At 54.0% G+C, this 22,816-nt stretch carries 22 protein-coding genes; 5 read left to right on the top strand and 17 right to left on the bottom strand.

All coding sequences use genetic code 11. From position 1 onward, the window contains the following. Positions 1 to 62: 62 nt before the first annotated feature. Both rmuC and udp read right to left on the bottom strand, forming a co-directional pair. A complete protein-coding gene (rmuC, locus tag CJP72_RS08090; protein WP_162380354.1) occupies positions 63 to 1,490 on the bottom strand; it encodes a DNA recombination protein RmuC in 1,428 nt (475 codons plus the stop codon). Between the two features lie 160 nt (positions 1,491 to 1,650). Further along, the gene (udp, locus tag CJP72_RS08085) at positions 1,651 to 2,412 is read right to left on the bottom strand and encodes a uridine phosphorylase (protein WP_162380353.1); all 762 of its coding nucleotides are present in this window, start codon (positions 2,410 to 2,412) and stop codon (positions 1,651 to 1,653) included. Between the two features lie 260 nt (positions 2,413 to 2,672). On the opposite strand from udp, the gene CJP72_RS08080 reads away from it, so the two are divergent. Beyond that, a complete protein-coding gene (locus CJP72_RS08080; protein ID WP_162380352.1) occupies positions 2,673 to 3,482 on the top strand; it encodes a dienelactone hydrolase family protein in 810 nt (269 codons plus the stop codon). A gap of 74 nt (positions 3,483 to 3,556) precedes the next feature. Here the strand turns inward: CJP72_RS08080 and metE are convergent, their stop codons facing one another. After that, positions 3,557 to 5,818 carry a 5-methyltetrahydropteroyltriglutamate--homocysteine S-methyltransferase gene (metE, locus tag CJP72_RS08075; protein WP_162380351.1) on the bottom strand — a complete coding sequence of 754 codons (2,262 nt, stop codon included), beginning with the start codon at positions 5,816 to 5,818 and terminating at the stop codon, positions 3,557 to 3,559. 249 nt (positions 5,819 to 6,067) lie between these two features. Between metE and metR the strand changes: the two genes are divergently transcribed. Continuing rightward, positions 6,068 to 7,021: an HTH-type transcriptional regulator MetR gene (gene metR, locus CJP72_RS08070; protein ID WP_162380350.1), complete on the top strand. Its 954-nt coding sequence runs from the start codon at positions 6,068 to 6,070 to the stop codon at positions 7,019 to 7,021. On the opposite strand, the gene CJP72_RS08065 is transcribed toward metR, so the two are convergent. From CJP72_RS08065 to pldB, 3 genes are all read right to left on the bottom strand, one after another. After that, positions 6,909 to 7,808: a carboxylate/amino acid/amine transporter gene (locus CJP72_RS08065; RefSeq protein WP_162380377.1), complete on the bottom strand. Its 900-nt coding sequence runs from the start codon at positions 7,806 to 7,808 to the stop codon at positions 6,909 to 6,911. The two genes, metR and CJP72_RS08065, sit on opposite strands and share 113 nt — an antisense overlap. Before the next feature lie 80 nt (positions 7,809 to 7,888). Beyond that, the gene (gene yigL / locus CJP72_RS08060; RefSeq protein WP_162380349.1) at positions 7,889 to 8,689 is read right to left on the bottom strand and encodes a sugar/pyridoxal phosphate phosphatase YigL; all 801 of its coding nucleotides are present in this window, start codon (positions 8,687 to 8,689) and stop codon (positions 7,889 to 7,891) included. 15 nt (positions 8,690 to 8,704) lie between these two features. Then, positions 8,705 to 9,721 (bottom strand): lysophospholipase L2, encoded by a 1,017-nt coding sequence (gene pldB, locus CJP72_RS08055; RefSeq protein ID WP_162380348.1) that lies wholly within the window; start codon positions 9,719 to 9,721, stop codon positions 8,705 to 8,707. 110 nt (positions 9,722 to 9,831) lie between these two features. Between pldB and rhtB the strand changes: the two genes are divergently transcribed. After that, positions 9,832 to 10,452 (top strand): homoserine/homoserine lactone efflux protein, encoded by a 621-nt coding sequence (gene rhtB, locus CJP72_RS08050; RefSeq protein ID WP_162380347.1) that lies wholly within the window; start codon positions 9,832 to 9,834, stop codon positions 10,450 to 10,452. 40 nt (positions 10,453 to 10,492) lie between these two features. Here rhtB and rhtC read toward each other — a convergent pair whose 3' ends face one another. The 3 genes from rhtC to pldA all read right to left on the bottom strand — a co-directional run bounded on the left by rhtC (position 10,493) and on the right by pldA (position 13,953). Continuing rightward, positions 10,493 to 11,113, bottom strand: a complete 621-nt coding sequence (gene rhtC / locus CJP72_RS08045) for a threonine export protein RhtC (protein WP_162380346.1) — start codon at positions 11,111 to 11,113, stop codon at positions 10,493 to 10,495. A 63-nt stretch (positions 11,114 to 11,176) separates the two neighbouring features. Next, positions 11,177 to 13,006 (bottom strand): ATP-dependent DNA helicase RecQ, encoded by a 1,830-nt coding sequence (recQ, locus tag CJP72_RS08040; protein ID WP_162380376.1) that lies wholly within the window; start codon positions 13,004 to 13,006, stop codon positions 11,177 to 11,179. 77 nt (positions 13,007 to 13,083) lie between these two features. Beyond that, the gene (gene pldA, locus CJP72_RS08035) at positions 13,084 to 13,953 is read right to left on the bottom strand and encodes a phospholipase A (RefSeq protein ID WP_162380345.1); all 870 of its coding nucleotides are present in this window, start codon (positions 13,951 to 13,953) and stop codon (positions 13,084 to 13,086) included. 161 nt (positions 13,954 to 14,114) lie between these two features. On the opposite strand from pldA, the gene yigI reads away from it, so the two are divergent. After that, on the top strand, positions 14,115 to 14,582 hold the full coding sequence (gene yigI, locus CJP72_RS08030) for an acyl-CoA thioesterase YigI (protein WP_162380344.1): 468 nt from the start codon (positions 14,115 to 14,117) through the stop codon (positions 14,580 to 14,582). 51 nt (positions 14,583 to 14,633) lie between these two features. Continuing rightward, a complete protein-coding gene (gene rarD / locus CJP72_RS08025; RefSeq protein ID WP_162380343.1) occupies positions 14,634 to 15,530 on the top strand; it encodes an EamA family transporter RarD in 897 nt (298 codons plus the stop codon). Between the two features lie 84 nt (positions 15,531 to 15,614). Here rarD and corA read toward each other — a convergent pair whose 3' ends face one another. The 8 genes from corA to lptM form a co-directional block, all read right to left on the bottom strand. Continuing rightward, positions 15,615 to 16,565: a magnesium/cobalt transporter CorA gene (gene corA, locus CJP72_RS08020; RefSeq protein ID WP_162380342.1), complete on the bottom strand. Its 951-nt coding sequence runs from the start codon at positions 16,563 to 16,565 to the stop codon at positions 15,615 to 15,617. Between the two features lie 153 nt (positions 16,566 to 16,718). Then, positions 16,719 to 16,775 carry a YsgD/CorL family protein gene (ysgD, locus tag CJP72_RS25430; protein ID WP_238340021.1) on the bottom strand — a complete coding sequence of 19 codons (57 nt, stop codon included), beginning with the start codon at positions 16,773 to 16,775 and terminating at the stop codon, positions 16,719 to 16,721. A gap of 213 nt (positions 16,776 to 16,988) precedes the next feature. Next, positions 16,989 to 19,151, bottom strand: a complete 2,163-nt coding sequence (gene uvrD, locus CJP72_RS08015; RefSeq protein WP_162380341.1) for a DNA helicase II — start codon at positions 19,149 to 19,151, stop codon at positions 16,989 to 16,991. 149 nt (positions 19,152 to 19,300) lie between these two features. Continuing rightward, the gene (yigB, locus tag CJP72_RS08010) at positions 19,301 to 20,017 is read right to left on the bottom strand and encodes a 5-amino-6-(5-phospho-D-ribitylamino)uracil phosphatase YigB (RefSeq protein ID WP_162380340.1); all 717 of its coding nucleotides are present in this window, start codon (positions 20,015 to 20,017) and stop codon (positions 19,301 to 19,303) included. Continuing rightward, entirely contained in the window at positions 20,017 to 20,919 is a 903-nt protein-coding gene (xerC, locus tag CJP72_RS08005) for a tyrosine recombinase XerC (protein ID WP_162380339.1), read from the bottom strand. The genes yigB and xerC overlap by 1 nt, the downstream gene beginning before the upstream one ends. Beyond that, on the bottom strand, positions 20,916 to 21,623 hold the full coding sequence (locus CJP72_RS08000; RefSeq protein ID WP_162380338.1) for a DUF484 domain-containing protein: 708 nt from the start codon (positions 21,621 to 21,623) through the stop codon (positions 20,916 to 20,918). Before CJP72_RS08000 ends, xerC begins: the two co-directional genes overlap by 4 nt. After that, on the bottom strand, positions 21,620 to 22,444 hold the full coding sequence (gene dapF / locus CJP72_RS07995) for a diaminopimelate epimerase (RefSeq protein ID WP_162380375.1): 825 nt from the start codon (positions 22,442 to 22,444) through the stop codon (positions 21,620 to 21,622). The genes CJP72_RS08000 and dapF overlap by 4 nt, the downstream gene beginning before the upstream one ends. A gap of 36 nt (positions 22,445 to 22,480) precedes the next feature. Beyond that, a complete protein-coding gene (gene lptM / locus CJP72_RS07990) occupies positions 22,481 to 22,684 on the bottom strand; it encodes an LPS translocon maturation chaperone LptM (RefSeq protein WP_162380337.1) in 204 nt (67 codons plus the stop codon). Positions 22,685 to 22,816 lie beyond the last annotated feature (132 nt).

The raw sequence follows: 22,816 nt of genomic DNA, 5'->3' as shown, positions 1-22,816 counted from the left end.
AAGTGTAACAGATTGGGGCAATTTGCCCTACCCTTCTACTGGGTTCAACTACCCCGAATGGGCTAGCGTGATTGCTGCTTTACCCCCTCATCATCAGGGTAAGCTGCGTCCTGTGCCTGCTCTGGAACAGAGCGTAATCGGTACTCTTCATCCTGCGTCGTGGCTTGTTCAACCAAATCAGGATTAATGTCACGTTTAATTTCCACTCCCAACCCGCGAAAAGCCTCGGCCTGAGCCAGTACGTTTCCACGGCCTGAGGAGAGTTTTTTCATCGCCTGCCGATAGTTGTCCTGCGCCTTATCCAGGCTCTGGCCAATAGACGACATATCATCGACAAACAGCCGCATTTTGTCATAGAGCTTACTGGCCCGATCGGCAATTTGCTGGGCATTACGGCTTTGATGTTCATAACGCCATAAATTGGCGATGGTGCGTAGCGCCACCAACAGGGTCGTTGGACTCACCAGCATAATATTATTTTTAAGCGCCTCGGTAATCAGTTCGGGCTGTTTGTCCAACGCCAGCAGAAAAGCGGGTTCGACAGGGATAAACATCAGGACATAGTCCAGCGTGCGCAGCCCTGGTAACTGCTGATAATCCTTACGCCCCAGTAAACGAATATGATTGCGTACGGAAGCAATGTGTTCCTGCATCGCACTTTCGCGGGTGTCATCATCTTGTGCGTTAAAATAGCGCTCGTACGCAACCAGCGTCATTTTGGCGTCAATCACCACGTCTTTGCCCTGCGGTAGGCGCACAATCACATCCGGTTGCATCCGGGAGCGAGCATCGTTTTCAATACTCACCTGCGTTTCGTATTCATAACCTTCACGCAGCCCCGATGCCTCCAGCACACGCGTCAACACCACTTCTCCCCAGTTCCCCTGGGTTTTGTTGTCCCCCTTGAGCGCACGCGTCAGGTTGACTGCTTCCTGAGCCATCTGTGCGTTCAACTGTTGGAGATTGCGAATTTCATGCGCCAGAGTGTGGCGTTCCCGCGCTTCCTGACCAAAGCTGTCCTGCACCTGACGCCGAAAACCATCTAACTGTTCACGCAGTGGCGTAAGCAGGCCGTTAAGACTTTGGCGGTTTTGCTCATCAACCCGGCGGTTACTTTGTTCAAATATACGGTTTGCCAGGTTTTCGAACTGCTCGCTCAGACGCTGTTCGCTATTGATCATCTGACGGATTTTGTCTTCCGCATGTTGCTGTGTGGCTTCCATACGGGTGGTGACTTCACGCAAGTCAGCTTCCAGGGAGGTATTAATACTACGCAGACTGCGTAATTCATTGTTGAGAAGTTCGCATTCATCGCGCCAGTGAGCACTCTGAGCAAGCTGCTGTTTTGTCGCGCTTAAATCCGCAACCAGTTCTTCGCGCTCGGCAAATTGTTCAGCTTTCTGTTGCGCATGCTGGTAGCTGGCCATCAGCCAGCCAATCGCGATGCCCACCAATGCGATAACTGCATAAACAATGATTGAGATATCCACAACGCCTCCTGCATAAACGACGTAAGCCTGATGGTACAGACTTTACCCGCACAAAATAGAATTGTGCTGTATAAACGTCCAGTTTAAAAGGAATTTCCTGCGAGAGACTACGCAAAATAAAAAGGCCGAACGCGTCGGCCTTTTACAAGAGAAGTGAGAATTACAATAGACGACGCGCCGCTTCCACCACAATTTTCACTGCGTGGCTTTCTGTTTGCTTCATCGTTTCTGCATTTGGAATCTCTTGCTGGGTACGGTTGACGATAACGCCCGCCACCATACCGGCACGCAGACCCTGGCTTGCACACATGGTCAGCAACGTTGCGGATTCCATTTCGTAGTTCATAACGCCCATTGACTGCCACTCTTCCATGGAGCCTTTGAAGTTGCGGACTACGCGACCAGAGTAGGTATCGTAACGCTCCTGACCCGGATAGAAGGTGTCGGAAGACGCCGTGACACCAATGTGCGTCGTTGCGCCAACCGATTTTGCTGCTTCAACCAGCGCGGTGGTACATGCAAAATCCGCTACGGCCGGGAACTCCATCGGCGCAAAATGCAGGCTCGCGCCGTCCAGACGAACAGAAGCGGTAGTGACCAGTACGTCGCCAACGTTAATGTGTGGTTGAATCGCGCCGGTAGTACCAATACGCAGGAAAGTACGAATGCCCAACTGTGCCAGTTCTTCCACAGCGATAGAGGTCGATGGGCCGCCAATACCGGTAGAGCAAACAATCACTGCTTTACCATCCAGCTCAGCACGCCACGTAGTGAACTCGCGATGAGATGCCAGCTTAACCGGCTTTTCCATCAGCGCGGCGATCTTTTCCACACGCTCTGGATCGCCAGGGACGATAGCCAGTGTAGCCCCTTGCAAATCGTTTTTAGTGAGGCCGAGATGAAAAACATCAGACTTGGACATGTACAACTCCTCTGTGAATGGGTTTTGTCAGAAGAAGCAAAAAGACACTCTACCGAAGGACTAAAAACATTTTCGTGACACTCATCACCATGATGTAAATAAGTTGCATTGAATTTCCATAAAATAGCGATCCGCATCACATAAATCTGTCGATATCCCTCACCGTTGCACAAAAGATAGACCGTTTCAGGCAATGTGATTTGTCGCATGATGTCTATATTTAACATTGCGCTAATTTTCTTAAGGGTACGGAGAATACCATGACAAAGACACAACAACCGGGTTTTGCACCTGCAGCTTCGCCTCTTGCCTCTACCATTGTTCATACGACGGATGACGCCATCATTGCTGGACTGACATCGATTCCCTCTCAGGGCGATGATATGCCGGCATATCACGCTCGCCCTAAAAACAGTAACGGCGCACTGCCGATTGTCATCGTGGTACAAGAAATTTTTGGCATGCACGAACATATTCGCGACGTTTGCCGCCGCCTGGCGCTGGAAGGGTTTCTGGCTATCGCACCAGAGCTCTATTTCCGCGAAGGTGATCCCAACGATTTTGCCGATATTCCCACGTTACTGAGCGGTTTGGTGGCCAAAGTACCTGATTCGCAAGTCCTGGCGGACCTGGATCATGTCGCCAGTTGGGCTTCCCGCAATGGCGGCGATGTCCATCGGTTGATGATCACCGGTTTTTGTTGGGGTGGCCGCATTACCTGGCTGTATGCCGCGCATAATCCGCAGTTAAAGGCGGCCGTGGCGTGGTACGGCAAACTGGTGGGCGATAAAACGCTGAACTCTCCGAAACAGCCCGTGGATATCACGACTGATCTGAACGCCCCCGTTTTGGGACTGTACGGTGGGCAAGACACCAGCATTCCCATTGACGCCGTGGAAACCATGCGTCAGGCGCTCCGTGCCGCCAACGCCAAAGCGGAGATTGTCGTCTACCCGGATGCAGGACATGCGTTTAATGCCGATTACCGACCGAGCTATCACGAAGAATCCGCGAAAGATGGCTGGCAGAGAATGCTGGAGTGGTTTGCGCTGTATGGATGTAAAAAATAACTGTTAGTTGGGTGAGGCGAAGCCACCACCCGACAAAATGCCCGGTGGCGCTTTCGCTTACCGGGCCTGGAGTATTACCCCTGACGCAAATTCTGCGCGGCCTGCACCATGTTCGCCAGCGCAGCGCGGGTTTCTGGCCAGCCGCGAGTTTTCAAGCCGCAGTCCGGGTTCACCCACAGACGCTGTGCCGGAATACGCTGCTCAGCTTTCTTCAGCAGGGCTTCAATCCACTCCACGCTCGGCACGTTCGGCGAGTGAATGTCATACACGCCCGGCCCGATTTCGTTGGGGTAATCAAACTCTTCGAACGACTCCAGTAGCTCCATGTCGGAACGCGAAGTTTCGATGGTGATAACGTCAGCGTCCAGCGCCGCAATCGAATCCATGATGTCGTTGAACTCGCAGTAACACATGTGAGTGTGGATCTGGGTGTCATCCTTCGCCACGGCAGCATTGATGCGGAAGGCCTCCACGCCCCACTCCAGATACGCCGTCCAGTCACTGCGACGCAACGGTAAGCCTTCGCGCAGCGCCGGCTCGTCGATCTGAATGATGCCAATCCCTGCCGCTTCCAGATCCGCAACTTCGTCACGCAGCGCCAGCGCAATCTGTTTGGCGATGGTTTCACGGGTGACGTCTTCACGCGGGAAGGACCAGCAAAGAATGGTCACCGGGCCAGTCAGCATCCCTTTCACCGGTTTGTCGGTCAGAGACTGGGCGTACTTCGCCCACTCGACGGTGATGGCTTCCGGGCGGCTGACGTCACCAATCACCACGGGCGGCTTCACGCAGCGAGAACCGTAGCTCTGCACCCAACCGTTCTGCGTAAAGACGAAACCGTCGAGGTGCTCGCCGAAATATTCCACCATGTCGTTACGTTCAGCTTCACCGTGTACCAGCACGTCGAGACCTAAGCGTTCCTGCTCAACAATGGCCTGCTTAATGTGCTCGGCGATGCCGGTGCGGTAGTTATTGGCATCAAGATTGCCCTTTTTGAAGTCCAGACGCAGACCGCGAATTTCGGTGGTTTGCGGGAAGGAGCCGATCGTGGTGGTCGGCCAGGCGGGCAGTTTAAAGCGAGCGCGCTGGGCTTCGGCACGCACTTCATAAGCATTCGCGCGCTGACTGTCTTTGGCGGTGATCGCCGCCAGACGTTTTTCCACTGCCACATTGTGAACGCGAGTGGAATGACGACGCGCCTGAATCGGGGCGCTCCATTCCGCCAGTTTTGCGGTATCACCGCTGTTCAGCGCATCACGCAGCAGAGCCAACTCACCGCATTTTTGCAGGGCGAAGGCGAACCAGCTTTTCACTTCGCCGTCCAGACGTGTTTCTACGCTGAGATCGATCGGGCTGTGCAGCAGCGAGCAGGAAGAGGCGACCCACAGGGAACGTTTGCCCACGATGTCTTTAATCTGCGCGTATTTCTCGGTGAGATCGGCGCGCCAGACGTTACGACCGTTCACCAGCCCGGCAGACAGCAGCCACTCCGACGGCAGACGCTTGTGCAGTTCTGCAACGTCATCTTTCCCGTGAACCAGGTCAACGTGCAAACCCTGCACCGGCAGCGCGGTGATGGTGTCGAGGTTCGGCGTGACGCCTTCGAAATAGGTGGTCAGCAGCAGTTTGACCTGGCCGGTCAGCGCGTCGTACGCCGGTTTGAAGGCGTTCAGCCACGCCTGCGGCAACTCCAGCACTAGCGCAGGTTCGTCGATTTGAACCCACTCAACGCCACGTTTCGCCAGTTCAGCCAGCACCTGCTGATATACCGGAAGAATGTCATTCAGCAGGCTGAGGCGGTCAAACTGCTCGCCTTTTACTTTACCGAGCCACAGATAAGTCACGGGTCCCAGCAGCACGGGTTTTACTTTGTGACCGAGCGCCAGCGCTTCATCCACTTCATCCAGCAGTTGCGTCCAGGTCAGTTTGAACTGCTGACCTCTGGTGAATTCAGGCACCATGTAGTGGTAGTTGGTGTTAAACCATTTGGTCATTTCTGCCGCCGCCGCAGGTTCACCGGTCGGTGCGCGGCCACGGCCAATGCGGAATAAGGTGTCGATATCGACGGAGCCGTCTTTGTTCTGGTGGCGGACAGGAACATTGCCCAGCAGCAGACTGGTGGTCAGAACATGATCGTACCAGGCGAAATCACCTACCGGCAGCAGGTCGATACCCGCCTGCTTTTGCTGATCCCAGTGACGGGCACGCAGTTCACGCCCTACCTTCAGTAGCTCTTCACGGGAGGCGTTACCCGCCCAGTAACTCTCTTGTGCTTTTTTCAGCTCGCGACGCAGGCCAACGCGAGGGAAACCGAGGGTGTGATTAAGAATTGTCATTTTTCTTCCTCTCATTATTTTATTGAATATGAAAGCAAAACTCTAAATAGTTCGGCTGACAGGAAGACGGCGACACAGCGCATCCCCAGGAGCTTACTGAAGTAAGTGACTGGGGTAAGCGAGGAAGCCAACGCACCTGCAAGTCGAAATATGACGAGTTTTGGACGTCCAGATGTTTACACATCCATAATGTGAATGTACTGTGTATTCCTCAAGCGCAATTTGTTCATGCCGAAGTGAAGGACTTTCATGATCGAAATTAAACACCTGAAAACGCTACAGGCATTACGGAATAGTGGGTCGCTGGCCGCCGCCGCCGCAACGTTGCATCAGACCCAATCCGCCCTGTCTCACCAGTTCAGCGATCTGGAGCAACGCCTCGGTTTCCGGCTCTTTGTACGTAAGAGCCAGCCGTTGCGTTTTACGCCACAGGGAGAGATCCTCCTGCAGTTGGCAAACCAGGTGCTGCCGCAGATTAGCCGGGCGCTTCAGGCATGTAACGAACCGCAACAGACCCGGCTACGTATCGCGATTGAATGTCATAGCTGTATTCAATGGTTGACTCCGGCACTGGAGAATTTCCGCGCGAAATGGCCGCAAGTGGAGATGGATTTCAAATCCGGCGTGACTTTTGACCCACAACCGGCGTTGCAGCAGGACGAACTGGATTTGGTGATGACTTCCGACATCCTGCCGCGCAGTGGGCTGCACTATTCGCCTATGTTCGATTTTGAAGTGCGTCTGGTGCTGGCTCCGGATCATCCGTTGGCCAGTAAGACACTGATCACACCAGAAGATCTCGCCAGTGAAACGCTACTGATCTACCCGGTGCAGCGCAGCCGCCTCGATGTGTGGCGCCACTTCCTGCAACCAGCGGGCGTCAGCCCGTCGCTGAAAAGCGTCGATAACACGTTACTGCTGATCCAAATGGTCGCAGCAAGAATGGGGATTGCCGCCTTGCCGCACTGGGTGGTGGAGAGTTTTGAGCGCCAGGGCCTGGTGGTGACCAAAACCCTGGGTGATGGATTGTGGAGCCGCCTCTACGCCGCCGTCCGCGATGGCGAACAACGGCAGGCAGTCACAGAAGCCTTTATTCGTTCAGCGCGGAACCATGCTTGCGATCATCTACCGTTCGTACGGAGCGCGGAGCGACCCAATGGCGATGTACCCACAGTGAGGCCAGTATCACCGTCGCCCCAATGATAAAGCTTGGCCAGTGGGGCTGCTCTTGCCAGATAGCAAGGTTGACCAGCAGCCCCGCAGGGACATGCACGTTATTCATGATGCCCAGCGTGCCTGCATCCACCTGCGTCGCCCCATAGTTCCACATAAAGTACCCCAGTCCGGAAGCCACCACGCCCAGCCAGACCAGAATGCCCCATTGTAATGGGGTCGTCGGGAGTTTGTTGGGATTCCCCAGCATAAACCAGGCGGCGACAGCCACCAGAAACGCCCCCATGTAAAACCAGGCAAACGCGTTGTGCTGCGGCATCGGGTGGATCTCCATCAACCGCTTGTAGCCCACCATACCAATGGCAAAACTGATATTCGCCAGCTGTACCAACAATAAACCGGTCCAGAAGTGATCGCTGACTTTGTCATAGCGAATGATCGCGGCGCCAATTACCGCCAGCAGCGCGCTCAGTACATAACCCCAGCGCAGTCTGCGCTTGCTCAACAGATCGTAGATCAGGGTGATATAAAGCGGTGTGAGGACGGTAAACAGTAAAAATTCAGAGACGGTCAGGTACAAATAAGCGCGGAAACTGAGCAGGTACATGATGCCCAGTTGCATCGCGCCGACCAGCATGTAGAGCACAATAGTCCGCGGCGACTGCCCACGCGTGCGCAGAAACGGCAGGAAGACCAGCGCCGCCAGCCCCACTCGCATCAGCACGGAAAAATAGCTATCGACATGCCCGGCAAGGTACTCGCCAATTAAGCTAAAAGAAAAGGCCCACAGGATCGTGGTAATGATGAGTAGCGCCACAATGGATGTCTCTTTGAACAAGGAGCATCCATTGTAGCGGAGAGTTTAGTTGACAACTGGTCAACTAAAGGACAATTACATCAGGATAAAAACAGCTCACGCAGGTAATGCGGCACAGCGTCGTCCGCGTTGGTGCCAATCACATCCAGTTCAGGATGCAGATCTTTCAGGCGCTGGTGCGCATTACCCATGATGCACCCTTTACCCGCCATAGAGAGCATCTCGGCATCGTTCATGCCATCGCCAAAGGCGATGCAATCCTTCAGACTGTAGCCCATCGTTTTTGCGACGGCTTCCAGTGCATGCCCCTTCGATACTCCCCCGGCCATCACTTCCAGACACGTCAGCGTAGAGAAACTCACGTTGACACGATCTCCCCAACGCGCGTTTATCGCCTGCTCCAGCGGCAGCAGTATTTCATGAGAATTGCTGGTGAAGAACACTTTGCTGATGCCTTCTGGCTCCAGTAAGCCGGGTTCAAACAGCGAGTAATTGAAAACCGCCTCTTTGAAAAAACGCATCTCATCCGGACGATGGCGATTCATAAACCATTCGTCGTCGCGATAAACGTTGGTGACGATATCCGGGTTTGTATTCACCACGCCAAACAGATCGCTGGCAATGTCGCGATCCAGGTTATGCGTGAACACCAGATTGCCTTCGGGATCGTGCACACGCGCCCCATTGGACGTGATCATGTAAGACCGAATCCCGAGATTATCGCGGATTTGCCCTACATCGACATGATGACGCCCGGTCGCAAAAACAAAGTTGACGCCACGGGCAGTCAACAGTTTCAGGGTCTCTTTAGCGTAAGGGGATAACGTGTGGTCGGGAGAAAGTAGCGTACCATCTAAATCAGACGCAACAACCTGATACATAAGAAAATTAAACCTCTATGCAAAGCGATTTTCGCTGGATGAATTATGCCTGTTGAAAAATTCAACAATAGCGTTGAGCGCGACTGAGCGCATTGCGTCCTTTTCAAAAAGGATCTCGTGGTACGCGCCTTTAATGACAAGCGGCTGGCCTCCTTCTACAGGATGGCCTGCTGCGGCGCGGATTTCACAAAAACGGTCATGCATGCGGTTATCCACCACACGCTCTTCTTCTGCCTGGATGAGTAGCGTAGGCGTCGCATCATCGCTCGCCCCTGCCAATACCTGTTCGCCAGCCTGAATACCTTCACGTACCCAGTGATATGTCGGTCCACCAACCCGCAGTTGCGGTTCGTCGGCATAAAAACGTAAGTTACGACGGTAACGTTGTCGGCTGTGGGTTAACGCATTCATGCTAAACGGTAGCGCTCGCCAGCGCCCCGTGCCAATCGCGTACCCTTCACGAATGCGTTGATGCCCTTCCGCCCAGTCGAGAATATGGCGCACCATAAACGAGGGCAGGCGCATCACAATACCAAACATCGGCGCACAAAGCGCGATGGCATCACAATGCGCGGGGTGACGTTGCAGAAACAGAGTGGCAATCGCACCGCCCATAGAATGGGCGAGAATGTAGCGTTTTCGCCACGGTCCCGGTTGAACTTCCTGCCGCCAAAAGTCGGTTAAATCATCGACATAATCATTAAAATTCACCACATGCCCACGGTGCGTATCCGACAATAACCGCCCGGATCGCCCTTGCCCACGATGGTCGATAATGAGCACATCAAAACCCGTCTGAAACAGGTCATACGCCAGTTCGGCATACTTTACATAGCTTTCAATACGGCCAGGACAAATCACGACCACACGATCATTTTTTTCTGCACGAAAACGGACAAAGCGTACCGGAACATTGTCCACGCCCTTAAACTCCGCTTCCTCCCGTTGACGCCAGAAGTCTGTCAGTGGTCCCATGGAGAAAGCGGCAAACGCGTTTTCTCTTGTTTCCCAGTCTTTTTGCTGCTGAAACATCGGGTATCCAGCCTCGTTAACCACGTAAAATCGTTTTTTTTGTCATGTCTGACACAACACAGCAACAGTAGCGTATTGTGGCATAAAAATAGACAATCCGGGAGTTTCTCATGACCTTTGAATGGTGGTTCGCCTACCTACTGACATCCATTATTTTGAGTCTTTCTCCGGGCTCCGGCGCCATCAATACCATGACCACTTCCATCAACCACGGCTATCGTGGCGCAGCGGCGTCAATTGCCGGTTTGCAAACCGGGCTGGGTATTCACATCGTTCTGGTGGGGATCGGTCTGGGGACGCTATTTTCACGCTCTGTCATCGCCTTTGAGGTGCTGAAGTGGGCGGGGGCCGCCTATCTGATTTGGCTGGGTATTCAGCAATGGCGCGCCGCAGGCGCTATCAACCTGAACACAATGGCCAATACCCAGTCGCGTGGCCGATTGTTCAAACGCGCCGTCTTTGTCAATCTGACCAACCCAAAGAGCATTGTTTTTCTTGCCGCCCTGTTTCCGCAATTCATCATGCCGCAAGAACCACAACTGATGCAGTACATCATCCTCGGCATCACGACTATTGTGGTCGATGTGATTGTGATGATCGGTTATGCGACGCTGGCGCAACGCATTGCTGCGTGGATTAAGGGGCCAAAACAAATGAAGGCGCTGAACAAAGTGTTCGGTTCGTTGTTTATGCTGGTCGGCGCGCTATTGGCCTCAGCAAGACATGCCTGAAACGTTGCCGGAAAGCGCAACGCTTATCCGGCCTACCTACTTAGCGCGAAATAATCAGATGAATACCAAAACCCGCAAATAGTGCGCCAGCAAAACCGTCGATCCACTTCGCCAGGCGCTGATAACCGCGACGCATTTTCGGCAGGGCAAACAGACTGGCAACAATCGTAAACCACGCCAGCGTTTCCACGATAATCAGCGCGAAAATACCCCAGCGCGCTGTCGTACCGATATTATCACCGACAAACAGTGAGAATACCGAGCCGAAGTAAATAATCGCTTTTGGATTCGCCAGGTTGGTCAGTAAACCTTTCAGGAAACTACGTCCGCTCTGCGCCAGTTCCACCTGCGGTGCGGGAGCCGTCGTTTCCTGTTTTTTCAATGCGCCACGGAGCATTTGATACCCCATCCAGCACAGGTACAGACCGCCGCCCACCATGATAATGGTGTGCAGCCAGGCCATTTTCTCAATGATCAGATGCAGCCCAAGCAGCGCCACGCCCGCCCAGACCATCACGCCACAGGTAATGCCCAATACGCCCATCATCGCTTCTTTACGGGAACGGCTGACCGCCGTTTGGGAGACGAAGAAAAAGTCTGGTCCAGGACTCATCAACGCAACAATGTGTACCATGGCTACGGTGAGAAATAGCATCAACATAAAAATGACTCGCGGGGGAAGAGTTCAGTGAGTCACCATCCTGGCACTTTTTTTCCTGGCTGACTACTCTTCGTCGCCGCCATCAACATGCGCGCGAATTAGCGCCATAAATTCTTTGCCAAAACGCTCCAGTTTCCGCATGCCGACCCCGTTTACGCTGAGCATTTCACTCGGCGACACCGGCATCTGTTCCGCCATTTCAATCAGTGTCGCGTCGTTGAACACCACATAAGGCGGGATATTTTCTTCATCGGCAATCGCTTTACGCAGTTTACGTAATTTAGCAAACAGCTTGCGATCGTAGTTGCCGCCGAAGGATTTCTGCATCACACGCGGCTTCAACGCAACGATACGCGGCACGGCAAGCTGAAGGGGCACATCGCCGCGCAACACCGGACGCGCCGCTTCTGTTAACTGGAGCGCAGAGTGGTGGGCGATGTTTTGCGTCACCAGCCCAAGATGAATCAGTTGGCGGATCACGCTCACCCAATGCTCGTGGCTCTGTTCGCGGCCAATGCCGTAGACCGGCAGTTTGTCATGGGCTAATTCACGAATACGTTGGTTGTTCGCGCCGCGAAGTACCTCCACGACATAGCCCATACCAAAGCGCTGGTTAACACGATAGATCGTCGACAGCGCTTTGCGCGCATCCATTAATCCGTCGTACTGTTTTGGCGGATCAAGGCAGATATCGCAGTTGCCGCAGGCTTCCTGGCGCCCTTCGCCAAAATAGTTAAGCAACACCAGGCGGCGGCAGGTTTGCGCCTCAGCAAACGCCCCCATCGCATTCAGCTTATGCCGTTCGATATCCTGCAACTGTCCGGCAGGTTTTTCTTCAAGACAGCGTCTGAGCCACGCCATATCCGCCGGATCATAGAACAACATCGCCTCAGCTGGCAGACCATCTCGCCCTGCCCGACCCGTTTCCTGATAGTAGGATTCAATATTACGCGGAATGTCGAAGTGCACCACAAAGCGGACGTTGGGTTTGTTAATCCCCATGCCGAACGCCACGGTCGCCACGACGATTTGCAGATCGTCGCGCTGGAATTTTTCCTGCACATCTGCGCGAACCGTATTCTCCAGACCCGCATGATACGCCGCCGCGCTGATCCCGCGACTTTGCAAACGCGCGGCGGTGTCTTCCACTTTCACACGGCTATTACAGTAAATAATGCCCGACTTACCGCGCTGCTCCTGAACGTAACGCATAAGCTGATCGAGCGGTTTAAACTTCTCCATCAACATGTAGCGAATGTTTGGGCGGTCAAAACTGCTGATCTGAATTAACGGATCGTTGAGTCCCAGCAGACGAACAATGTCCAGTCGGGTGGTGTCGTCAGCCGTTGCGGTGAGCGCCATAAACGGCAGGGCGGGGAAACGCTGGCGAAGCTGACCCAGTGCGGCATATTCCGGGCGGAAATCGTGCCCCCACTGCGAAATACAATGGGCCTCGTCAACGGCTAACAACACGGGGTTCCAGTGCGCAAGATGCTCAAGAAAGTTATCCAGCATCAGGCGTTCAGGTGCGATATACAGCAGGCGGACTTGCCCGGTACGACAGCCCGTCATGACCTCAAGCTGTTGTTCACGGCTCTGGCTTGAGTTCAGACACGCCGCTGCCACGCCGTTGGCCAGCAGTTGATCAACCTGGTCTTTCATCAGAGAAATGAGCGGTGAAACAACGACGGTTAGCCCGTTCAGAAGCAGCGCCGGGATTTGATAGCACAGGGATTTCCCGCCACCGGTCGGCATTACGACCAGACAGTCGCGACCGGAAAGAACGGTGTCGATAATCGCTTCCTGACCAGGGCGAAACTGTTGGTAGCCGAAGGTTTCCTGCAAAACCTGTTTAGCTCCCGACTCCAGATTCAACACTTCCGCCTGCGCCACATTAACCCCATTCACCAGAATAAAAACAGGCGCTATTTTCAGCGCCTGAGAAAGAAACTGCAATGTTTAACTGCTTATCAGAAGATATCGTTCAGCATCACACCCACACCGACACGCGTCTGATTAAAGTTATAGTCAATCAGGGATTCGCCATACCCGCTGTAGACCTGAGTATAGAGACGAACGTGTTTCGTTATCGGATAGCTGAGTCCAAGCTCTGCGCCGCCGTATCCGGTATTCCAGTTATACTGCCCTTTTGCACTTAACACCGCGTCACCGAGGTGGTAGCCGATTTTAAGCTGGTAATACCCCATGTATTTGGTGATGTCAGGGTTATCATCGGTACTGCCCACGACAAACCATGGCTTCACTTCCACCAGCCAGTTGCCATTATCAGCCATCAGACGGGTATAAATACGGTTCCAGCTACGCGATGTCGGATCAGAACGGCCATTAGAATCGTGGTTATACCCCGTTTCTACGTCGCGCAGTGTCCAGCCCGCAAAGCGATAGTCGGTAGCAAATCCAAGGAACAGTTGCGGCTCGTAGTTCGTTTCACGGAAAGGTGAAGACTCTTCGCTATTCGACAATTGCCACCAGGATTTCTGGGTGTAGGACGCCCCCAGCACTGAATTCTCCCCCAGAATGCCACGCCAGAGAGGGAAAGCCAGACTCAGTTGAAACTTCACTTCATCTTTCCGGGCATTATCCGACCAGTCATAGCTACTGATCGCTTCTTTGTTCATGTCACTGGTAGCGGTGTAAATCAGATAGTTAGTGTCATAGGGATACAGCGTGAACGGACTGTCATGCTCTTGCAGCATGTTGGCGATAATACTGCCCCGCACCACCGGTACATTTTGAACCTCTTTCTCTGTCGCGTCCTGCGCAAACGCGGCCAACGGCAGCATTGCTGCTGGTAATAACCCCCCCAGAATTGCCCGCATCGTTACACTTCTCCTGAACTAAATATTGATGATTGTAAAATTATGTATCACGCATTCTACATACTTACTCAATACCTGTTTAGTTATCCTCTCCTAAAGTAGAAAACAACAAACAAGAAGCATAATATCAACATTTCATTAACCATGGAGTATCCAATCGTATGTCTGTTGTACTTACTGCTGAAGAAGCCCTGAAATTAGTGGGTGAAATGTTTGTCTACCATATGCCGTTTAACCGGGCATTGGGGCTGGAACTGGAGCGCTATGAAAAGGAGTTTGCCCAATTAGCTTTCAGTAATCAGCCGATGATGGTCGGGAACTGGTCGCAGAGCATTTTACATGGCGGGGTGATTGCTTCCGCGTTAGACGTTGCGGCCGGACTGGTTTGCGTGGGGAGTACGCTGACCCGCCACGAAACCATCAGTGAAGATGAACTACGCCAGCGGATGTCACGCATGGGGACAATCGATCTACGCGTCGATTATTTACGCCCAGGCCGTGGGAATCGTTTTACCGCCACCAGTAGTTTGCTCCGGGCGGGTAATAAGGTCGCCGTGGCGCGTGTGGAATTGCATAACGAGGATCAGCTTTATATCGCCAGCGCTACCGCTACGTATATGGTGGGGTAAGCACGTAAAAAAAGGTAAACTGCCGTTACATTTCTGATATGAGTTTTCCCGATGGATGCTAAGCAAACGCGGCTGGGCGTATTACTCGCTCTTGCTGCTTATTTTATTTGGGGTATCGCACCCGCATACTTCAAGCTGATCTCTTACGTTCCAGCGGACGAAATCCTGACGCACCGCGTAATTTGGTCATTCTTTTTTATGGTGGCGCTGATCAGCGTCAGTCGCCAGTGGTCGTATTTAATCACGCTACTGCAAACGCCGAAGAAGATCTTCCTGTTGGCGTTGTCGGCGGTCTTGATCGGCGGCAACTGGCTGCTCTTTATCTGGGCTGTGAATAACCACCACATGCTGGAAGCCAGCCTGGGCTATTTCATTAACCCTCTGGTGAACATTTTGCTGGGTATGCTGTTCCTTGGCGAACGTTTCCGTCGCATGCAATGGCTGGCCGTCGCGATGGCGGCCTGCGGCGTGCTGGTGCAACTCTGGACCTTTGGTTCTTTACCCATTATCGCGCTGGGTCTGGCGTTCAGTTTCGCCTTTTACGGTCTGGTTCGTAAGAAGATTGCCGTGGAAGCGCAAACCGGCATGTTGATCGAAACGCTGTGGCTTTTACCGGTCGCCGCGATTTATCTGTTCGGCATTGCCGACAGCGCCACCAGCCATATGGATAAGAACCCGATGTCGCTGAACCTGTTGTTGATCGCCGCAGGCGTTGTCACCACGATACCGCTGCTCTGTTTTACTGGCGCGGCAACGCGTCTGCGTCTCTCCACCCTGGGATTCTTCCAGTATATCGGCCCAACGTTGATGTTTATTCTGGCGGTCATGTTTTACGGTGAAACGCCGGGAGCCGATAAAATGGTGACGTTCGCCTTCATTTGGGTGGCGCTGGCGATTTTCGTGATGGATGCGATTTATACCCAGCGCAGAACGCGCAAAGGGTTGTAGTGTTTTTTTGCCGGATGGCGGCTGCGCCTTATCCGGCCTACGGGATCTGTAGGCCCGGTAGGCGTCGCGCCACCGGGCGAATCATCAAAGCCAGTTCTTCCGCTTAAAGTACAGATACGGCGCCAGCCCCGCGAGCATCATAAAGACAATCGCTCCTGGATAACCGAAGCTCCAGTGCAGTTCCGGCATAAATTCAAAGTTCATCCCGTAACTGGAAGCCACCAGCGTCGGCGGCAGGAACACCACAGAAACCACCGAGAAGATCTTGATAATCCGGTTCTGCTCGATGTTGATAAAACCCATCGCCGCCTGCATCAGGAAGTTCACTTTCTGGAACAGGGATTCGTTATGCGGCAGCAGGGATTCGATATCGCGCAGGATCTCACGCGCCTGCTCCAGTTGTCCGCCCGGCAAACGCGCTTTACGTACCAGGAAGTTGAGGGCGCGCTGGGTATCCATCAGACACAGGCGAACCTTCCAGCCGATATCTTCCAGTTCCGCCAGCGTGGAGAGCGCTTCGTCATATTCATCACCCTGATGCCCTTCCATGATCACGCGGCTGAGTTTTTCCAGATCGCTGTAGATGTTTTCGATTTCATCCGCCAGTTGTTCGATTTTGGTTTCAAACAGATCCAACAACAGCTCATACGCATTGCCGTCTACCATCGCCTGGCTACGCGCACGCATGCGATAGAGACGAAACGCCGGCAGTTCACGTTCACGCAGGGTGAATAAACGGCCATCACGGATGGTAAATGCCACCGTGGAGTTACCGGCGTGGTCTTCCGCATCTTCAAAGAAGAAAAAGGAGTGAATGTGCAGACCGTCGTCGTCTTCAAAGAAACGAGCGGATGCTTCGATGTCTTCCAGTTCAGGACGTGTTGCCAGGCTCTGACCCAGTTCAGATTGTACGCGCAGGCGCTCGTCGTCGTCCGGTTCGACCAAATCGACCCATACAGCATCAATCAGGGTTTGTGACTCCTCGACTTCCAGCCGGGTCAGTCGGTTTTTTTCCAGTTGAAATGCGCTCAGCATGACCGGGACTCCCAATGCATAAAAATATCGGACGTTCGGTGGGCACACAGAAACAAATTGGGTTTCAGACCATTAAACAGCCTGACTCAACGCGACGGGAAAAGAGAGAAAGTCGCTGACAACCGCGAAGGCTATCAGCAAAAAGGGATAGCCTTAGGAGTTGATCCTGGATGACAGGATAATGAGCCAGCATCTACTGGGTGTGTCCAAGGCGAATGTCCTCTTAGCGTAATCGTGCGCGCATGTTACGCCAGCATAAATTTGACGTCAACTCGCAACGGAACGCGAAAAAGTAATTATTTCCCCTAATGCTTTAAGGTTAGCAGAGAGGGATGATTTATCTATGTTTTCAGAACATTAAGCGGCAGATTGCCGGATGGCGACTTCGCCTTATCCGGCCTACGAATCATAAGGTTAGTGATGTTAGACCGTTTCCAGCCGGGCATAGGCCGCCACTAACCATTTGATTCCCTGCCCCTGAAACGCCACCTGCAAGCGACTGTGCTCACCGCTACCTTCCAGATTCACAATGGTGCCCTCGCCGAACTTAGCGTGGCGCACGCGCTGGCCGAGTTTGTAGCCAGTGTCGTTCTCCGCCATCGGTGTTCCCATCCGCTGATGACTAACCGGGCGGCTTATCGTCGCGCGCAGACGCACTTCTTCTACGCAGTTTTCCGGTAGTTCACCGATAAAGCGCGACGGGCGGTGGTAAACCTCTTTTCCGTACAGACGACGCGTTTCGGCGTAGGTCAGGGTCAGTTTTTGCATCGCTCGGGTCACGCCGACGTAAGCCAGACGACGTTCTTCCTCCAGACGCCCACCCTCATCAAGCGACATCTGGCTCGGGAACATCCCTTCTTCCATACCGACGATAAACACCTGCGGGAACTCTAACCCTTTCGCCGAATGCAGGGTCATCAACTGCACCGCATCCTGCCAGGTATCCGCCTGCCCTTCGCCCGCTTCCAGCGCAGCATGGGAAAGGAACGCCTGCAACGGCATTAAATCTTCGTCTTCTTCGTTGTAGCTGAACTGGCGCGTTGCCGTCACCAGTTCGTCTAAGTTTTCGATACGTGTCTGGCCCTTCTCGCCCTTTTCCTGTTCGTACATCATGCGCAGACCGGAGTCTTTCACCACGCGATCAGTCTGAACGTGCAGCGGCATATCGGCCGTTTCTTGTGCCAACGCGTCAATCAGCTCCATAAAGCGCTGTAACGCGCTCGCAGCGCGGCCCGCCAGCGCTTTCTCCTGCAACAGCTCGCGGCAGGCTTGCCACAGCGTCAGTTGACGATCACGTGAAGTCTGACGCACCACATCCAGGGTACGATCGCCGATGCCGCGCGTTGGCGTGTTGACCACGCGCTCAAACGCTGCGTCGTCATTACGGTTGGCGATCAGGCGCAGATAAGAGAGTGCGTCTTTGATTTCCTGACGTTCGAAGAAGCGCATACCGCCATAAATGCGGTACGGCATACTCGCCTGGAGTAACGCCTCTTCCAGCACGCGTGACTGGGCGTTGCTGCGATAGAGAATGGCGCACTGATCCAGCGCGCCGCCGTTGTCCTGCCAGGTTTTAATGCGGTTGACCACGAAGCGGGCTTCGTCGAGTTCGTTAAAGGCGCAGTAGAGCGAGATAGGCTCGCCGTCCGCACCATCGGTCCACAACTTCTTACCGAGACGACCGTTGTTGTTTTCAATCAGCGCGTTCGCCGCGCTCAAAATATTGCTGGTTGAACGGTAGTTCTGCTCCAGGCGGATGGTCTCCGCACCGGGGAAATCATTGAGGAAGCGCTGGATGTTTTCAACCTGCGCGCCGCGCCAGCCGTAAATTGACTGGTCATCGTCGCCCACGATCATCACTTTGCCAGTATCGCCCGCCAGCAGGCGGATCCACGCGTACTGAATGTTGTTGGTATCCTGGAATTCGTCGACCAGGATATTGGTGAAGCGTTCGCGGTAGTGCTGAAGGATATGCGGTTTGTTGAGCCACAGTTCGTGAGCGCGCAGCAGCAGTTCTGCGAAATCGACCAGCCCGGCGCGGTCGCACGCTTCCTGATAAGCCTGATACACCTTCTGCCAGGTCTGCTCAACAGGATTACCGTAGCTCTGGATGTGATGCGGGCGCAGCCCTTCGTCTTTCTGGCTGTTGATGTACCACATCGCCTGACGCGGCGGCCACTGCTTCTCGTCGAGATTCATGGCTTTGATTAGGCGCTTCAGCAGACGCAACTGGTCTTCGCTATCGAGAATTTGGAAATCCTGCGGCAGATTAGCATCCAGATGGTGCGCGCGCAGCAGACGGTGCGCCAGCCCGTGGAAGGTGCCGACCCACATCCCGCCCTGCGTCGTCCCCATCAGTTGCCCGATACGATGGCGCATCTCCGCCGCCGCTTTGTTGGTGAACGTCACCGCCATAATGGAGTACGGCGAGCAGTTTTCTACGCTCAGTAACCAGGCGATACGGTGAACCAGCACACGCGTCTTACCACTCCCTGCCCCTGCCAGCACCAGCATGTTAGTGCGCGAGGCAGCGACGGCTTCGCGCTGTTTATCATTAAGGCTGTCGAGTAGGTAAGAAACGTCCATTGGTGGCACCGCCGCGTTAGGAATAGATAAACTGCGAAATGCCCGATGGCGCTTCGCTTATCGGGCCTACGTGATTGCAGTCACCGTAGGGCGGATAAGCCTAGCGCCATCCGCCAAAACCCTGGAATTTTATACAGAACTATTGAGGATTATATCAGCGAGACCAGCGATGCCAACCGGGAAATTTCCAGATGCGGCAACAACCGGCTGTCATTGGTCTGCATCAAATCAGCATTCTCTGGCTTGATCCAGCACGCCTGCATGCCGCAGCGAATGGCGCCAGCGACGTCAGTGGTCAGATCGTCACCCACATGCATGATTTCGCCAATCGGGACGTTGAGCTTCTCCGCCGCTAAGGCATACATGTCGCTAAACGGCTTAGAACGACCGTCCGGCCCCGCCCGCAGAACAAACTCAAAATAGTCGCCCAGACCAAACAATTCCGGCTGCGCATTACCGTTGGTGATCGCCACCAGCGGCCACTTTTCAGCAAGCGCAGCCAGTGTGTCGTGTGTCTCCTGCGGGACGACAATCCGGCTACGCCACTTTGCGAAATTCATCATTGCGGCGTTGGCACCCGCTGTTGCCTCTTCCGCTGATAATCCCGCATTCAACATGGCTCGTTCTACCGCACGGTGCCGCCATTCGGTCACATCATGATAAATCTCGGGTTCCGCTTCACGCACCGCCTGGCGTAAACGCTGCAGGTCGGTGTTTTGTAATGTGCGGAGCGCAGGGTGATAGTTTTGCACAAAGGCGAGCGCTTCCTGCTCCGTGCGCAAAATAACCTGACGGTTATCATAAAGGGTGTCATCCAGGTCAAAGGTGAGCGCAGAGATGCGCCCCAACGGCCGGTAAAAACGCATTATTTCCCCCGTTTGGCGCGCGGATGCGCCGCATCGTACACCGAGGCCAGGTGTTGAAAATCAAGATGAGTATAGATTTGGGTGGTCGAGAGGTTGGCATGCCCCAACAGTTCCTGCACGCCGCGTAGATCGCCGCTCGACTCCAGCATATGGGTGGCAAACGAGTGGCGCAGTTTATGCGGATGCACATGGCTATTCAGCCCCTGCTTAATGCCCCACTCAGCAAACCGTTTTTGCACGTTACGCGCTGAAATCCGTTTCCCCAGTTTGGAGAGAAATAACGCATCGTCATCACCGCCAAACAAACCGCGAAGATCCAGCCAGTGTTCGATCCACGCCACCGCATTACGCCCGATGGGCAGGCGTCGCTCTTTGCTGCCTTTCCCCATCACCCACACTTCGCCAGTGTCAAGATCGAGATGTTTAATATCCAGCCCAACCAATTCTGACAAACGTAACCCTGCGCCGTACATCACCTCCAGCATTGCCCGGTCGCGCACGGCAAGCGGATCATTGAGGTCGATATCCAGCAGGCGATTCACATCGTCAACGTCGATATTTTTCGGCAGATGGCGCGGCGCTTTGGGTGCGGAGATCCCTTTCGCCGGGTTGGCCGGTAACTCGCCCTGGCTCACCAGCCAGTCGAAGAAACTGCGTAATGCAGAGAGGCGCAATGCCAGACTGGCTGGCCCAAGCCCTTTGCGACGACTGCGCACCGCAAAACTGCGTACTCTCGCAGCATCACATTGTTGCCAGCTTTGCATTCCGGTTTCCCCGGCTAAAGCGATAATGGCATCAAGCTGACGCTGATAGTTCAGGAGTGTTATTGGGCTAAGCTGCCGCTCCACGCCCAGATAACGCAAAAAACGGGCAACATCCTGAGAAAGCGGCAAATCCGTCATACACGTTCAATCCAACGCTCAAGCAACTCCGGCAATATTAGCGCTATCTCTTGCAGCAACTGCGTCCCTTGCCCCTGCTGATAATGGTGAGCATCACGACTGCTGAAAAGCATGACGCCAAGATCGCCCTCGCGTCCCAGCATTGACATCGCCACCGAGCCTATCGCTTTGGCTTCCGGCAGCACCACCAGCAGTTCCGGACCGTTGAGCGGACCAAGATAGTGCTGTTCCTGCCCCAGACGCTGAATACGCAACGGTTCGAAGGCCTGGCGGCTTAATGCCAGATGCGTGAAACTCGACGGCGCACCGAGACGCCAGCGATCGGGGAATAGGCGGATTGTTGCGCCTGCAAGCCCAAGATCGCGCGCCCAGCGGTGAAAACGTATCAGCAACTCATCCAGACTGCTGGCTGACGCCAGTCGCCCCTGGAGATGCAACAGCCGATTAAACAGGCTTTCGTTGGCGTTCGCCTGCTCCATCAGTAGCGTCATGTTCTCTTCGAGAACATTGATATGGTTGCGCGCGCGCGCCATATGCCATTCAACTAAAGAGATGGTTCCACGCACCGGGTGCGGGACACGCATCGCTTCGACAGCGCGCGCATTGCGGATAAAAAACTCAGGGTGACGCTGCAAATACTCGACGACCGCACGGTCATCCAGTTCCATGAGTGTTTCCTGTAGTTCTTCCCCTGGTTGCTTCATAGATGAATAAACCCGTCGTAGACATGTGCCGCCGGGCCAGTCATATATAACGGATGGCCCGGACCTCTCCAGGCGATATCAAGACGACCGCCCGGTAATTCCACGCGTACTTCTTCTGCCAGCAAACCCTGCTGAATACCGACAGCCACAGCAGCGCACGCGCCACTGCCGCAGGCCTGGGTTTCTCCTGCCCCACGCTCATAAACGCGTAACCGGATATGCTCGCGTTTGACCACTTGCATGAACCCGATATTAGCGCGCTCCAGAAAGCGTTCATGATTTTCCAGAACCGGTCCCAACGTTTCTACGGCAGCCGTATCAACATCATCAACCTGAATCACGCAATGCGGGTTCCCCATCGAAACGACGCCGCACAATACTGTCTGTTCAGCGGCTCGCATAATATAGGTCTTTTCCGCTTTGTTGGCGCGAAAAGGCACTTGCGCCGGTTCAAAGTTGGGCTCGCCCATATTGACCCGCACCAGTTCGTCGTCGGTGACGCTCAGAACCATGCGGCCATTGGCCGTGCTGACGCGTATATCGCGCTTGTTCGTCAACCCTTTCAGGCGAACAAACCGGGCAAAACAGCGTGCACCGTTGCCGCACTGCGAGACTTCACTCCCATCCGCATTAAAGATGCGGTAATGAAAATCCAGCTCGGGATCGTAAGGCGGTTCGACAACCAGCAGTTGATCGAACCCGACACCCAGATGTCTGTCCGACAGACGGCGGATCAGCTCCGGCGAGAAAAAGACATTCTGCGTTACCGCGTCGACGACCATAAAATCGTTGCCAAGGCCATGCATTTTAGAGAATTGCATCATTCGCTCCATTCACGCGGGTACAGGAGTTTACCGTCAGTAATTCACCTGAGTAGGGCCGTCGCCTGTTGCACGATCATTTCGTTCTGGCACGGTGGATTGCGTTTGCGGTTCAACCTTATGCGTCGGAGGCGGTGCATTTTTGTCCTCTGGCGGAAAATAGAGCGGGCCTTTAAGACCACAGCCTGTCAGGCTGAACAGAGTAAGAAGTACAGCGAGTGCCGGAAACACGTTTTTCATTGTGGATTGCCTGTAGGTTCATGCTTTCTGTTTTCTATCATCGCAGGAGAAGACGTAAAAGCAAGAGTTTGCCTGCAAACTGCAACGTGTTTTGTTTCGCGTTATACTGCGAACATCACGAAAAATGGGATA

Origin of the sequence: Citrobacter sp. NCU1 (genome assembly GCF_010231475.1) — a bacterium.
GTDB lineage: Bacteria > Pseudomonadota > Gammaproteobacteria > Enterobacterales > Enterobacteriaceae > Citrobacter_D.
The sequence above is the reverse complement of the archived record's forward strand: the minus strand, read 5'-3'. Positions and strand labels throughout refer to the sequence as shown.

Excerpts from the sequence above, each read along its gene's own strand:
- udp (WP_162380353.1), bottom strand. The coding sequence starts at position 2,412 with ATGTCCAAGTCTGATGTTTTTCATCTCGGCCTCACTAAAAACGATTTG.
- CJP72_RS08080 (WP_162380352.1), top strand. The coding sequence starts at position 2,673 with ATGACAAAGACACAACAACCGGGTTTTGCACCTGCAGCTTCGCCTCTT.
- metE (WP_162380351.1), bottom strand. The coding sequence starts at position 5,818 with ATGACAATTCTTAATCACACCCTCGGTTTCCCTCGCGTTGGCCTGCGT.
- metR (WP_162380350.1), top strand. The coding sequence starts at position 6,068 with ATGATCGAAATTAAACACCTGAAAACGCTACAGGCATTACGGAATAGT.
- yigL (WP_162380349.1), bottom strand. The coding sequence starts at position 8,689 with ATGTATCAGGTTGTTGCGTCTGATTTAGATGGTACGCTACTTTCTCCC.
- pldB (WP_162380348.1), bottom strand. The coding sequence starts at position 9,721 with ATGTTTCAGCAGCAAAAAGACTGGGAAACAAGAGAAAACGCGTTTGCC.
- rhtB (WP_162380347.1), top strand. The coding sequence starts at position 9,832 with ATGACCTTTGAATGGTGGTTCGCCTACCTACTGACATCCATTATTTTG.
- rhtC (WP_162380346.1), bottom strand. The coding sequence starts at position 11,113 with ATGTTGATGCTATTTCTCACCGTAGCCATGGTACACATTGTTGCGTTG.
- pldA (WP_162380345.1), bottom strand. The coding sequence starts at position 13,953 with ATGCGGGCAATTCTGGGGGGGTTATTACCAGCAGCAATGCTGCCGTTG.
- yigI (WP_162380344.1), top strand. The coding sequence starts at position 14,115 with ATGTCTGTTGTACTTACTGCTGAAGAAGCCCTGAAATTAGTGGGTGAA.
- rarD (WP_162380343.1), top strand. The coding sequence starts at position 14,634 with ATGGATGCTAAGCAAACGCGGCTGGGCGTATTACTCGCTCTTGCTGCT.
- corA (WP_162380342.1), bottom strand. The coding sequence starts at position 16,565 with ATGCTGAGCGCATTTCAACTGGAAAAAAACCGACTGACCCGGCTGGAA.
- uvrD (WP_162380341.1), bottom strand. The coding sequence starts at position 19,151 with ATGGACGTTTCTTACCTACTCGACAGCCTTAATGATAAACAGCGCGAA.
- yigB (WP_162380340.1), bottom strand. The coding sequence starts at position 20,017 with ATGCGTTTTTACCGGCCGTTGGGGCGCATCTCTGCGCTCACCTTTGAC.
- xerC (WP_162380339.1), bottom strand. The coding sequence starts at position 20,919 with ATGACGGATTTGCCGCTTTCTCAGGATGTTGCCCGTTTTTTGCGTTAT.
- CJP72_RS08000 (WP_162380338.1), bottom strand. The coding sequence starts at position 21,623 with ATGAAGCAACCAGGGGAAGAACTACAGGAAACACTCATGGAACTGGAT.
- dapF (WP_162380375.1), bottom strand. The coding sequence starts at position 22,444 with ATGCAATTCTCTAAAATGCATGGCCTTGGCAACGATTTTATGGTCGTC.
- lptM (WP_162380337.1), bottom strand. The coding sequence starts at position 22,684 with ATGAAAAACGTGTTTCCGGCACTCGCTGTACTTCTTACTCTGTTCAGC.